This window comes from Halomonas sp. 11-S5, assembly GCF_029889825.1.
Lineage (GTDB): Bacteria > Pseudomonadota > Gammaproteobacteria > Pseudomonadales > Halomonadaceae > Halomonas.
Map to the genome: position 1 here is coordinate 1 of NZ_JARANW010000029.1, position 11,822 is coordinate 11,822.

At 65.9% G+C, this 11,822-nt stretch carries 11 protein-coding genes, 1 tRNA gene and 1 pseudogene; 7 read left to right on the top strand and 6 right to left on the bottom strand.

What is annotated here, in order from left to right; genetic code table 11:
- Positions 1 to 464 (top strand): annotated as a pseudogene (locus OP497_RS15345) (hypothetical protein); the annotation flags it as partial.
- Positions 465 to 526: 62 nt separating this feature from the next.
- Complete coding sequence (locus tag OP497_RS15350) at positions 527 to 793, top strand: hypothetical protein (protein WP_280549959.1); 267 nt, start codon at positions 527 to 529, stop codon at positions 791 to 793.
- A 164-nt stretch (positions 794 to 957) separates the two neighbouring features.
- Here the strand turns inward: OP497_RS15350 and OP497_RS15355 are convergent, their stop codons facing one another.
- Entirely contained in the window at positions 958 to 1,821 is an 864-nt protein-coding gene (locus OP497_RS15355) for a YicC/YloC family endoribonuclease (protein ID WP_280549961.1), read from the bottom strand.
- A 147-nt stretch (positions 1,822 to 1,968) separates the two neighbouring features.
- Here OP497_RS15355 and rph point away from each other — a divergent pair, with 147 nt between their 5' ends.
- Complete coding sequence (gene rph / locus OP497_RS15360; RefSeq protein WP_280549963.1) at positions 1,969 to 2,706, top strand: ribonuclease PH; 738 nt, start codon at positions 1,969 to 1,971, stop codon at positions 2,704 to 2,706.
- Between the two features lie 90 nt (positions 2,707 to 2,796).
- Here rph and OP497_RS15365 read toward each other — a convergent pair whose 3' ends face one another.
- Positions 2,797 to 3,564, bottom strand: coding sequence for an exodeoxyribonuclease III (locus OP497_RS15365; RefSeq protein WP_280549965.1), 768 nt, complete (start codon positions 3,562 to 3,564; stop codon positions 2,797 to 2,799).
- Positions 3,565 to 3,724: 160 nt separating this feature from the next.
- On the opposite strand from OP497_RS15365, the gene pyrE reads away from it, so the two are divergent.
- The 3 genes from pyrE to rep all read left to right on the top strand — a co-directional run bounded on the left by pyrE (position 3,725) and on the right by rep (position 7,076).
- Positions 3,725 to 4,387, top strand: coding sequence for an orotate phosphoribosyltransferase (gene pyrE, locus OP497_RS15370; RefSeq protein ID WP_280550051.1), 663 nt, complete (start codon positions 3,725 to 3,727; stop codon positions 4,385 to 4,387).
- 92 nt (positions 4,388 to 4,479) lie between these two features.
- On the top strand, positions 4,480 to 5,028 hold the full coding sequence (gene trmL, locus OP497_RS15375; protein WP_280549967.1) for a tRNA (uridine(34)/cytosine(34)/5-carboxymethylaminomethyluridine(34)-2'-O)-methyltransferase TrmL: 549 nt from the start codon (positions 4,480 to 4,482) through the stop codon (positions 5,026 to 5,028).
- Positions 5,028 to 7,076, top strand: a complete 2,049-nt coding sequence (gene rep / locus OP497_RS15380) for a DNA helicase Rep (RefSeq protein WP_280549969.1) — start codon at positions 5,028 to 5,030, stop codon at positions 7,074 to 7,076. Before trmL ends, rep begins: the two co-directional genes overlap by 1 nt.
- Before the next feature lie 143 nt (positions 7,077 to 7,219).
- Here rep and OP497_RS15385 read toward each other — a convergent pair whose 3' ends face one another.
- Positions 7,220 to 8,095 carry a c-type cytochrome gene (locus tag OP497_RS15385; protein WP_280549971.1) on the bottom strand — a complete coding sequence of 292 codons (876 nt, stop codon included), beginning with the start codon at positions 8,093 to 8,095 and terminating at the stop codon, positions 7,220 to 7,222.
- A gap of 285 nt (positions 8,096 to 8,380) precedes the next feature.
- Between OP497_RS15385 and OP497_RS15390 the strand changes: the two genes are divergently transcribed.
- Positions 8,381 to 8,457, top strand: a tRNA-Arg gene (locus OP497_RS15390).
- Positions 8,458 to 8,748: 291 nt separating this feature from the next.
- Here OP497_RS15390 and OP497_RS15395 read toward each other — a convergent pair.
- From OP497_RS15395 to OP497_RS15405, 3 genes are read right to left on the bottom strand one after another with little or no spacing between them, the layout of a single operon-like run.
- Positions 8,749 to 9,474 (bottom strand): anaerobic ribonucleoside-triphosphate reductase activating protein, encoded by a 726-nt coding sequence (locus OP497_RS15395; RefSeq protein WP_280549973.1) that lies wholly within the window; start codon positions 9,472 to 9,474, stop codon positions 8,749 to 8,751.
- A gap of 57 nt (positions 9,475 to 9,531) precedes the next feature.
- Complete coding sequence (gene nrdD / locus OP497_RS15400; protein ID WP_280549975.1) at positions 9,532 to 9,693, bottom strand: anaerobic ribonucleoside-triphosphate reductase; 162 nt, start codon at positions 9,691 to 9,693, stop codon at positions 9,532 to 9,534.
- Between the two features lie 48 nt (positions 9,694 to 9,741).
- On the bottom strand, positions 9,742 to 11,466 hold the full coding sequence (locus tag OP497_RS15405; RefSeq protein ID WP_280549977.1) for a ribonucleoside triphosphate reductase: 1,725 nt from the start codon (positions 11,464 to 11,466) through the stop codon (positions 9,742 to 9,744).
- Positions 11,467 to 11,822 lie beyond the last annotated feature (356 nt).

Consider the following 11,822-nt stretch of genomic DNA (forward strand, 5'->3'; position numbering starts at 1 on the left):
CCTGCATGGGTCTCCTTAGGCATATTGTTTGTTTCGCAATTAACAACATGCCGACCCATGCAGGTCTTTTCAATCATATCATCCTGATTTTCTTATCTATTTCGTGGGGATACCTCAGGAATCACTCCCGGTCCGGCTCGAGATCGATGCCGAGGGCGGCATCCACTACTTCCATGGTGATGGCACCTCCATGGACGACGATGAGGCCCGCGTACTGCGACGACATGCCCGAGAGTCGCTTTGCGAGCAGTTGGCACAACACTGTGAACGTCTCAACGCCGACCTCGATCGCCTCGGAAAGCTACACGAGGACACTCCTCACCCGCACTCAGTGGGGAAAGATCCATTTCGACAACCTGGATCAGGTCGATCCCGTGGCGGCCATGGAAGCCTTCACCCTGCGCCGTGACATGACCAAGACCGGCATCTTCTTCCGCGACATCACGCCGTTCAAGCTGGCCTGAAGGCTTGTACGACAGAGGGGCAAAGGAGTGAGCCCTGCGATAAGGAGCGCGTCGAGAACCGCATGGTGATCACCGATCTTGGCCTGAACGAGTTCCGCAAAGGCCTGTTGGGCTACATGCAGGAGAACGGCGACCTGAGCCGACTCCCCAACGGCCTGCATACCGTGGTGCCAGCCCGCCCCGATAAGGGTCTGTATCTCGGGGTCATCTTCACCCTGCGCAACCTCAATCTGACAAGAACGTTGCCTGATGGTCATATACCAGATTTGACAATAACTCATGCCCTCGGCGATCTACCTGAACCGGATTTCGCCCACAGATTTTGCTGACGAGCCTGAAAAGGAGTCTTGTCCACGACCGTACGCAGCAAACCATTCACGCTGAGCCTGAGCGCGCAGTGCCCACCCACACCCGCACCGACGTTCGCATCCGCGATCACCTCCTGATCTGCGATGAGCCGGTCGCGCGTGAAACTGACGCTGAGGAGAAGACATCACTCGATATTCTGGATCTGCTCGCGCATCTGCTCGATCAGCACCTTGAGCTCCACGGCGCAGCGGGTGGTGGCGGCCACCACTGACTTGGACGACAGGGTGTTCGCCTCGCGGTTGAGCTCCTGCATCAGGAAGTCCAGGCGACGCCCCACCGGGCCCGGCTGGCCGAGCTGGCGCTCCACCTCGGCGACATGGGTGGCCAGGCGGTCGAGCTCCTCGTCGACGTCGGCCTTCTGAGCCAGCAGCACCAGCTCGGCTTCCAGTCGCTGAGGGTCCAGTTCGGCACGCATCGTTTCCAGGCGCTCCAGCAGCTGGGCCCGCTGGCGCTCGAGGATCAGGGGCATCAGTTGTCGCACCTCGGCTACCTGGGCGTTCACCGCTGTGATCCGCTCGCGGATCAGCGCGGCGAGCTTCTCACCCTCCCGGGCGCGGCCGGCGACCAGGTCGTCCAGGGCGGCCTGGAACAGCGCCAGCGCCTCCTGCTTGACGGCCGCCATGTCGGGACCGCGACTGTCCAGCACGCCGGGGTGGCCGAGCAGGCTCAGGGCATCGGGCATGGCCGTTCCGGGGACGCTTTCGCGGACCTCCTCCAGGGCCGTGGCCAGCGCCGCCAGGCGCTGGCGGTCGACGGTCGGGGCGGCCTCGTCGCCGGCGGGCTCGAAGCGCAGGGTGCATTCGACCTTGCCCCGGGTCAGGCGCGCGCGCAGCGCCTCGCGGAACATCGGCTCCAGGTCGCGCAGCGTTTCCGGTAGGCGGAAGTGGGGCTCCAGGTGGCGCTGGTTCACCGAGCGCAGCTCGAGCTGCAGGGTGCCGGCCGCGGTGTCGCGATCCTGGCGTGAAAAGGCGGTCATGCTGTGGGCCATGGAGCCTCCCGATGACGCGTAGTGTGCAGGGGCCCGCAGTGTAACCGATTCCCCGGCCAGACCGTGTAGACCAGAGCGTGTAGAATGGCCGCCATCCTTCAGCGTGACGTCCCGTCACCCTTTCATTTCCGGTTCAAGAGAGGTGCCATGTCTTCACAGATCCGGCGTCCCAGCGGACGCGCCCCCGACCAGTCCCGCGAGATCCGTCTCACCCGCGACTATACCCGCCATGCCGAGGGCTCGGTGCTGGTGGAGTTCGGCGACACCAAGGTGCTGTGCAACGCCAGCGTCGAGGTCGGCGTGCCGCGCTGGCTGCGTGGCAAGAAGCAGGGCTGGGTGACCGCCGAGTACGGCATGCTGCCCCGGGCCACCCACACCCGCGGCAGCCGCGAGGCGACCCGCGGCAAGCAGGGCGGCCGTACCCTGGAGATCCAGCGGCTGATCGGTCGCTCGCTGCGGGCGGCGGTGAACCTCAAGAAGCTCGGCGAGTTCACCATCACCGTGGACTGCGACGTCATCCAGGCCGATGGCGGCACCCGCACCGCCGCCATCACCGGTGGTTGCGTGGCGCTGATCGATGCCATCCGCCACCTGCAGCGCGAGAAGCTGATCAAGGGCGATCCCTTCCACCAGCTGGTGAGCTCGGTCTCGGTGGGGCTGTTCAAGGGGCTGCCGGTGGTCGACCTGGACTACCCCGAGGACTCCAGCGCCGACACCGACATGAACGTGGTGATGGCCGAGGCGGGCGGACTGATCGAGGTGCAGGGCACCGCCGAGGCCGGCACCTTCAGCCGCGCCCAGCTCGACGCCATGCTCGACCTGGCCGAGAAGGCCGGCAATGAGCTGTTCGAGCACCAGCGCGAGGCGTTGGGCATACCTCGCTGATTCTATCCATTCCCCTTAACTCACAGTGCCGGCCCATGTGGCCGGCACGGTGCGTTCCGGCGGGCCGGAACGGCGACAAAGGGAGCGGGCTCAGAGCGTCAGGTCATACTCGACGATCAGCGGGGCGAACTCGGAGAAAGTGGCATCGTAGTCGATCCAGGCGTCCACCACGTGGCGACGGAACTCGGGGCCCACCACCTGATAGTCGATGCGCCAGCCCTCCTGGCGGGAGCGCGGCACCTCCTGGTCGAGCTTGGGCCACCAGGTGTACTCGCCGGCGTCACGGTTGATCTCGCGGAAGGTGTCGATGAAGCCGGTGGGGCCAAACATCTGGTCCATCCAAGCGCGCTCCTCGGGCTTGAAGCCAGGCGTGGTCTGGTTGTCGGCCCAGTTTTCCAGGTCGAGGGTCTTGTGAGCGATGTGCCAGGTGCCGCAGATGATGTACTCGCGCCGCTTGCGGGCCATCTTCGACAGGTACTCCTGGTACTGGGCCATGAAGGCCTGCTTGGCGGCAACGTCGCTGCCGTCGGGCATCAGGAAGCTGGCGATGCTGAAGCGGTCGTAGTCGGCCTGCAGGAAGCGCGCCTCATGGTCGCACTGGGGAAAGCCCAGCCCGTACATGATCGCCTTGGGGATCTTGCGGCAATAGAGGCCGACCCCCGAGAAGCCGTCCTGCTCGGCATCGAGGAAGTAGCCCTCGTAGCCTTCCGGGTAGAGGATGCTGTCGTCCAGCTCGAAGCTCTTGGCCTTGAGATTCTGCACGCAGACGACGTCGGCGTCCTGGCCGGCCAGCCAGTCGAGGAAGCCTCGACCGACGGCCTCGCGGATGCCGTTGACATTGATGGTGGCGATTTTCATACATGGTCCCTTTTGCGTCGCGCGTGTATGATACCCGACGTTTCGACGTTTGGGTAAATGGCCCCGGTCGATAGATGTGATATAGGCCCTAGATCGTGAAATAGTAGGCCCTTGACCGTGAAGAGGAGGCCCTGTGGCGGACCAGCCCGACGCGCAGCGCATGCACGACTACCAGCGGGAGTTCATCGAATTCGCCATCGAGCAAGGCGTGTTGAGCTTCGGCGAGTTCACCCTGAAGTCCGGCCGGGTCAGTCCCTATTTCTTCAACGCCGGCCTGTTCCGTACCGGTGGCGCCCTAGCGCGATTGGGGCGCTTCTATGCCCGGGCCATCCAGGCCAGCGGCCTCGAGGTCGATGTGCTGTTCGGTCCGGCCTACAAGGGCATCCCGCTGGCGGCCACCACCGCCGTGGCGCTCGCCGACCACCATGACCGTGACCTGCCCTATGCGTTCAATCGCAAGGAAGCCAAGGATCACGGCGAGGGAGGCAACATCGTCGGGGCCGCGCTCGAGGGACGGGTGCTGATCATCGACGATGTCATCACTGCCGGCACCGCCATCCGCGAGGTGATGGGCCTGATCGAGGGGGCGGGCGCCCGGGCGGCCGGCGTGCTGATCGCCCTGGATCGCCAGGAGCGCGGCCGCGACGAGCACGAGCCGCGCAGCGCCATCCAGGAGGTCGAGGCCGCCTACGACATGCCGGTGGTCAGCATCGTCACCCTGGACCTGGTGCTCGAGTACCTCGAAGAACACGCCGGCGAGGCGATGCAGCCCCATGCCGAGGCGATCCGCGCCTACCGCGACCGCTACGGCGTGGACGGCTGAGCGCCCGGCGTATCGTCGGCGGCTGTTGATCGCCCCTCGGGCCCCGCACGGGGCCCGAGTGCGTTGCGCGCCCTTCATATCAGGAGTCGTTGATGCTCGATGTGGTGCTCTACCAGCCCGAGATTCCCCCCAACACCGGCAACCTGATCCGCCTCTGCGCGAACACCGGGTTCCGCCTGCACCTGATCGAGCCGCTGGGCTTCGTGCTGGACGACAAGCGCCTGCGGCGCGCCGGGCTCGACTACCACGAGTGGGCGCGAGTCAGGGTCCATGCCGACTGGGCGGCCTTCCTGGCGGCCGTGCTTCCTGCGCGGGTCTTCGCCGTCTCGACCCGCGGGCGCACCGGCTACCATGAGCCCGCCTATCGCGAGGGGGATGCCCTGGTGTTCGGCCCCGAGACCCGTGGCCTGCCCCAGGCGCTGCTCGATGCCCTGCCCGAACCCCGGCGGCTGCGCATTCCCATGCTGGCGGAGAGCCGCAGCCTGAACCTCTCCAACGCCTGTGCGGTGGTGGTCTTTGAAGCCTGGCGCCAGCTGGGCTTCGTGGGGTCCGGCCTCCCGGGAGCCGGCCTTCCGGGGTCCGGCCTCCCGGGGTCCGGCTTGCCGGAACGCGACGACCCCGAGCCTGCGAGGAGCCGCTGATGTCACCGACCATCGCCAGCCGGCTCGCCGGCCTCAATCCCCGCCAGCAACAGGCCGTGCGCTACATCGACGGCCCCTGCCTGGTGCTGGCCGGGGCGGGCTCCGGCAAGACCAGCGTGATCACCACCAAGATCGCCTATCTGGTGCAGGAGTGCGGCATGAGCGCCCGGCGCATCGCCGCGGTGACCTTCACCAACAAGGCCGCCCGGGAGATGAAGGAGCGCGTGGGCAGCATGCTCAAGGGCAAGGAGGGGCACGGGCTGACCGTCTCCACCTTCCATACCCTGGGGCTCAACATCATCCGCAGTGAGCTCAAGGCGCTGGGCTACCGGCCGGGCTTCTCGCTGTTCGACCCGGAGGATGCCAAGGCGCTGCTGCGCGACCTGATGAACAAGGACGCCCAGGTCGATGCCGATCAGATCAACGCCGTGCAGCACCAGATCTCCCAGTGGAAGAATGACCTGATCCTGCCCGGCCAGGCCCTCTCCCATGCCGCGGACGACGACGAGCAGTATGCCGCCCGGGTCTTCGAGGCCTACGTGCGCCACCTCAAGGCCTACAACGCCGTGGACTTCGACGACCTGATCCTGCTGCCGGTGGTGCTGTTGCGCGACGATCCCGAGGCGCTGGCCCGCTGGCGCCGCAAGATCCACTACATGCTGGTGGACGAATACCAGGACACCAACATCAGCCAGTACCTGCTGGTCCGGCTGCTGATGGGCGAGCGTTCGACCTTCACCGTGGTGGGCGACGACGACCAGTCGATCTACGCCTGGCGCGGGGCGCGTCCCGAGAACCTGGTCACCCTGGGCGAGGACTTCCCGCGCCTCAAGGTGATCAAGCTGGAGCAGAACTACCGCTCCACCGGCACCATCCTGCGCGCCGCCAACACGCTGATCGCCAATAACCCTCACGTCTACGACAAGACCCTGTGGTCGCAGATGGGCGAAGGAGCGGCGATCCGCGCGGTGGTCAACCGCCACGAGGAGGCCGAGGCCGAGCGCGTGGCCAGCGAGATCCTCACCCGGCGCATCAAGGAATCCGCCGAGTGGCGCGACTTCGCGGTGCTCTACCGCGGCAACTTCCAGGCCCGGCTGCTGGAACTCAAGCTGCAGCACTACCAGATCCCCTACAAGCTCTCCGGCGGCACCTCCTTCTTCTCGCGCAACGAGATCAAGGACGCCATGGCCTACCTGCGGTTGCTGATCAACCCGGCCGACGACAACGCCTTCCTGCGCATCGTCAATGTGCCGCGCCGCGAGATCGGTCCCGGTACCCTGGAGAAGCTCGCCAACTACGCAAGCGACAGGAGCATCTCGTTGTTCGCCGCCTGCCACGAGCTGGGCCTGGAGCAGCAACTGCCGGTGCGCGCCGTGGAGCGGCTAGGCAGGTTTACCCACTTCATCGACGGGGTGCGGCGGCGCATGGACCAGGGCGACGCCATCGATGCCATCCGCGGCATGCTGCACGAGATGGACTACGAGGCCTGGCTCTATCAGAACGCCAGCGCCCCGACCATCGCCGAGCGGCGCATGGCCAACGTCTGGGTGCTGGTCGACCAGCTCGAGAAGTCCATGAATCGTGACCCCGAGGACACGGCGAGCACGGAGACCGAGACCGACGACGTCGAGGCGGCCATCTCGCGGCTGGTGCTGCGCGACATCCTCGAGCAGCAGGCCGAGGAGGACGACTCCGACCGGGTCCAGCTGCTGACCATGCACGCCTCCAAGGGCCTGGAGTTCCCCCATGTCTACCTGATGGGCCTGGAGGAGGCGCTGCTGCCCCACCGCAACGCCATCGAGGCGGGCACCGTGGAGGAGGAGCGTCGCCTGGCCTACGTGGGCATCACCCGGGCGCGCCGCACCCTGACCCTGACGCTGGCCCGTCAGCGCAAGACCTATGGCGAGCTGATGGACTGCACGCCCAGCCGCTTCCTCGACGAGCTGGGCGAGCTCGAGTGGGAGGGCCGCGCCGACCGCGAGGACCCGGAGAAAAAGCAGGCACGCGGCCAGGACGCCATCGCCGGGCTGCGCTCCTTGCTGGGATGATCCCGCTGCGGGCTGCGGCGAGGACTTGTGGGAGCGCAGCTTGCTGCGCGATAGGGTCGCTATCTCCGGCTTGAAAGTAGTCGCCATACACAAAGCGGGGCGCCTGAAGGCGCCCCGCTTGTCATGGAAACCGACAGCCGTTGCTACTTGACGGGGGCAATCAGGTGATCGACCGCCGCCTTCACCTCGTCATCGGAGAGGCTCGGGTTACCGCCCTTGGCGGGCATGGCGTTGAAGCCATTGATGGCATGGCTGTAGAGCGTGTCGGTTCCCTGCTCCAGGCGAGCGCTCCACTGCTCGGCATTGCCGCGCACCGGGGCACCGGCAGCGCCGGTCTCGTGGCAGGCCATGCAGATCTGGTTGTAGATCGCCGCGCCGTCGATGCCGGCGGTGGCGGCCTCGTCGCTGGCACTCTCGCCACCGGCACTTTCGCCACCGGCACTTTCGCTACTACCACCACCGGCACCTTCGCTACTGCCGCCACTAGTACTTTCGCTACTGCCACCACCGGCATTCTCGCCATTGGCGGCCATGTCGCCGGTGTCACTGCCACCAGTCTTCTGGGTGGGCACATCCATCACCGGCTTGACCACATAGGCCACCGCGGCACGCATCTCCTCGTCGGAAAGGTTGGGGTTGCCGCCCTTGGCCGGCATGGCGTTGAAGCCGTTGATGGCATGGCTCAGCAGGGTCTCGAAGCCCTTGCCGGTGCGCTCGCTCCAGGCGGCCTCGTCGCCGCGCACCGGGGCGCCGGCGGCGCCAGTCTCGTGGCAGGCCATGCAGACATTGTTGTAGATGCCCTCGCCATCCACGCTGCTGCCTCCACTCGAGGTGTCACCGCCACCGCTGCTGGCTGCCATGGCGGTGCCACAGTCCTCGCCCTGCACGCAGAGCTCCCCGACGGGTGCCAGGCGCTCTGCGATGGCCGCGCGCTCCGCGTCGTCCTGTGCCACGGCGATACCTGCAGTCATCAGGCCCAGGGTGGCCAGACACCCCATGATCAGCTTGCTGGATTTCACTCTCACCACCTCTCGACGGTCCTGTCATCGGAAACACGCTCGGCATCACGTCAGTCGGTGGACGCCATGGCGCATAAGTGCTTGCCAGTATACCGGCATCGCCAACGCCTGGAAAATGTCCCGGTTCATACCATGGCCGGGGGCGAGCGGGATGGCCGCCAGGAGCCTGTCGGGTTTGACCGACCGGTTCTCGCAGTAGATCAGCGTTAAGTCCGACAGTCTCCTAGACAGCGGATGGGCTGGCGGTTACGATGTCGACCGCCTGGCACCCACCGCCAGGCACGTGCGCCCGTAGCTCAGCTGGATAGAGTATCGGCCTCCGAAGCCGAGGGTCGCAGGTTCGAATCCTGCCGGGCGCACCACGAATTTAAGGGCTTACAGCGGTGCTGTAGGCCCTTTTTGCTGTCTGTGACCAAATCGTGCCCACACTGGACCATGCTGCGTGCCATGTCGGCATAACCATTGTCATCTTCGGTACGGTGGCTACTGAAGATCACGGCGTAATAGGGCGGTTCGGGCGTATTGGCGATCTCCGACATGGCGGCCTCGAGGGGGAGTGGCAACACGCTGAGCTTAGGCGGCGGATGGCGCGGTCGTACAGCGGTGAAGGCGCTCCCGGTGTCGGGTGGGGCCTGGCAACCGGGGTACGTCACTCATTCACGAAGCTCCAGGCGTCGGAAGGCAGGCTTAAGGCGATACACGAGTTTGTGAAGCTCGGCGGTCGAGGGGGCCGACGTCATCGGGCGGGCATAGGCCTCTTTCAGGCACTGGCCCTTGCGCGCCAGCTGGATGGCATAGCGCTCGACGCCTTGTGAGGCGAGGTCCAGCGCCAGGCAGTGCAGGTCCTCCAGCTCGAGATCGCGCCAGTGAACCGTGGTGCGACATTCGAATGCCACATCACTGGCCAACAGCTGGGCCAGGCTCTCCCGATGGGCGGCGCCCACGCCGGGCCGGCCGACGATGGCGTCGAAGTGCGCGTCTGGCCCCTTCACGTCGAGCCCCACCCAGTCGAGATAGGGCAGCATCGCCGCCAGGCGCCGGGGATAGACGCCGGCGGTGTGCAGCCCGACCTTGAAGCCCAGGGCGCGAACCCGTGAGGCGGCCAGCGGCAGGTCGGCGTGCAATGTGGGCTCGCCACCGCTGAACACCACGCCTTCCAGCAGGCCCCGGCGCGTGTCGAGGAAGGCCTCGACCTCCGCCCACTCATCGGGCTTGGCCCTTCTCGGTTCGAGCATCTGTGGGTTGTGGCAGTAGCCACAGCGCAAGGGACAGCCCTGCAGGAAGATCACGGCGGCCAGGTGGTCGGGATAGTCCAGGGTGGTCATGCGGGTCAGGCCGGCCACGGGGAGACGCGGCAAGCGGGGTTCGGAATCTGACATGGGCGCTTTCCAGGCAGGCGCCCCGGCGTCGACGGGGCGCCAGGGGTGGTGATGGCGTTATGCGTGGGCGGTCGATTCGCTGAAGTGCCTACGCTCGCGGTGCTCGGCCTGCTTGCCGTGGTTGAACTGGCTGACCGGGCGGTGATAGCCCATCACCCGGGTCCAGACCTCGCAGCGCTGGCGCTGTTCGGTGGGCAGGGTCTCGGTGGAGTGGCGCATGTGATGCTCCTTTTTCACGGTTGTCGGGTGTGACGAGGGAGAAACGCCTCAGGCCGTGGCATCGGCCGATGAGGCGTGCTGTGCCAGAAGCGCCTCGTCGCACTTCGGGCAGAACTCGTGTTCGCCGGCCAGGTAGCCGTGCACCGGGCAGATCGAGAAGGTCGGCGTCACGGTGAGGTAGGGCAGGCGGAAGCGGGATAGCGCGGTGCGCACCAGGGTCTTGCAGGCCTCGACCGAAGAGAGCCGTTCGCGCATGTAGAGGTGCAGCACGGTGCCGCCGGTATAGCGCGTCTGTAGCGGGTCCTGGTGCAGCAGGGCCTCGAAGGGGTCGTCGGTGTGGCCCACCGGCAGCTGGCTGGAGTTGGTGTAGTAGGGCGCCTCCGGCGTGCCGGCCTGCAGGATGCCGGGGAAGCGCTTGAGGTCCTCCTTGGCGAAACGGTAGGTGGTGCCCTCGGCCGGGGTCGCCTCCAGGTTGTAGAGGTGGCCGGTACTCTCCTGGAACTCCCGCATCCGCTCGCGCACATGCTCCAGCACCTCGATCGCCAGCTGCTGGCCCTCCGGGTCGGCGATGTCGAAGCGGTCGTCGCTGAGATTGCGCACCATCTCGTTGAGGCCGTTCACCCCCAGGGTCGAGAAGTGATTGCGCAGCGTACCCAGGTAACGCTGGCTATAGGGGTAGAGGCCGTCGTCCATCCATTGCTGGATGCAGTCGCGCTTGATCTCCAGGCTGTCGCGACCCAGTTCGAGCAGCCGGTCCAGCTCGGCGTAAAGCCCCGCCCGGTCGCCGGCGAAACGATGCCCCAGGCGCGCGCAGTTGATCGTCACCACGCCCAGCGAGCCGGTCTGCTCGGCGCTGCCGAATAGGCCATTGCCGCGCTTGAGCAGCTCGCTGAGGTCGAGCTGCAGCCGGCAGCACATGGAGCGCACCATGTGAGGCTCCAGGTCCGAGTTGAGGAAGTTCTGGAAGTACGGCAGCCCGTAGCGGGCGGTCAGCGCGAAGAGCCGTTCGGCGTTGTCGCTCTCCCAGTCGAAGTCATGGGTGATGTTGTAGGTGGGGATCGGGAAGGTGAACACCCGGCCGCGGCAGTCACCCGCCTCCATCACCTCGAGGTAGGCACGGTTGAGCAGGTCCATCTCGGCCTGCAGCTCGCCGTAAGTGAAGGGCTGCTCCGCCCCGCCGATGACCGGCACCTGGTCGCGCAGGTCCGCCGGGCAGGTCCAGTCGAAGGTCAGGTTGGTGAACGGCGTCTGGCTGCCCCAGCGCGACGGCACGTTGAGGTTGTAGATGAACTCCTGCACCGCCTGCTTGACCGCCGGGTAGTCGAGCCGGTCGAGACGCACGAAGGGCGCCAGGTAGGTATCGAAGGAGCTGAACGCCTGGGCGCCGGCCCACTCGTTCTGCAGGGTGCCGAGGAAGTTGACCATCTGCCCCAGCGCGCTGGAGAGGTGGCGGGGCGGCGCGCTCTCCGCTCGGCCAGGCACCCCGTTGAAGCCCTCGATCAGCAGGGTGCGCAGCGACCAGCCGGCGCAGTAGCCGCTGAGCATGTCCAGGTCGTGGATATGCAGGTCGCCCACGCGATGGGCGTCGCTTACCTCAGTGGGGTAGACCTCGTTGAGCCAGTAGTTGGCGATCAGCTTGCCGGAGGCGTTGAGGATCAGCCCGCCCAGGGAGTAGCCCTGGTTGGCGTTGGCATTGACGCGCCAGTCGGCACGCTGCAGGTATTCGTTGACCGTCGACGCCACCCTGACGGTGCCGGGCTGCAGGCTTCCCATGGAGTGCTCCTTCACTGGCTGGATAACTACATATGGTGTTTTTAACTATAAACGACACCACATATTGTGCATGAGAAGGATAGGCACCCTGCCGCGGCAGCGACATGATCCAGGTCAGGAAAAAGGAGAGTGGCTAGCATGCGGCCGCTACTTGCTGCCATGACACACCGGCATGGCTGGGTGCATGGCTGGGTGCATGGCTCGGCTGAGGTAGTCATTGCTTGGCTATGCGCATTGCCTCGCCGAAATGGTTACCCACAAGAGGGTGTTGCCTCACATACTGAGTTACCAAGGGCAGTATCTGAGGTGGTGGTAATGGCGAAGAAAATGACGACTCCCGGTAGGCAAGAGCTGAT

Coding starts and splice junctions, on each gene's coding strand:
- OP497_RS15350 (WP_280549959.1), top strand. CDS start 527: ATGGTGATCACCGATCTTGGCCTGAACGAGTTCCGCAAAGGCCTGTTG.
- OP497_RS15405 (WP_280549977.1), bottom strand. CDS start 11,466: ATGGGAAGCCTGCAGCCCGGCACCGTCAGGGTGGCGTCGACGGTCAAC.
- OP497_RS15355 (WP_280549961.1), bottom strand. CDS start 1,821: ATGGCCCACAGCATGACCGCCTTTTCACGCCAGGATCGCGACACCGCG.
- rph (WP_280549963.1), top strand. CDS start 1,969: ATGTCTTCACAGATCCGGCGTCCCAGCGGACGCGCCCCCGACCAGTCC.
- trmL (WP_280549967.1), top strand. CDS start 4,480: ATGCTCGATGTGGTGCTCTACCAGCCCGAGATTCCCCCCAACACCGGC.
- pyrE (WP_280550051.1), top strand. CDS start 3,725: ATGCACGACTACCAGCGGGAGTTCATCGAATTCGCCATCGAGCAAGGC.
- OP497_RS15365 (WP_280549965.1), bottom strand. CDS start 3,564: ATGAAAATCGCCACCATCAATGTCAACGGCATCCGCGAGGCCGTCGGT.
- OP497_RS15395 (WP_280549973.1), bottom strand. CDS start 9,474: ATGTCAGATTCCGAACCCCGCTTGCCGCGTCTCCCCGTGGCCGGCCTG.
- nrdD (WP_280549975.1), bottom strand. CDS start 9,693: ATGCGCCACTCCACCGAGACCCTGCCCACCGAACAGCGCCAGCGCTGC.
- rep (WP_280549969.1), top strand. CDS start 5,028: ATGTCACCGACCATCGCCAGCCGGCTCGCCGGCCTCAATCCCCGCCAG.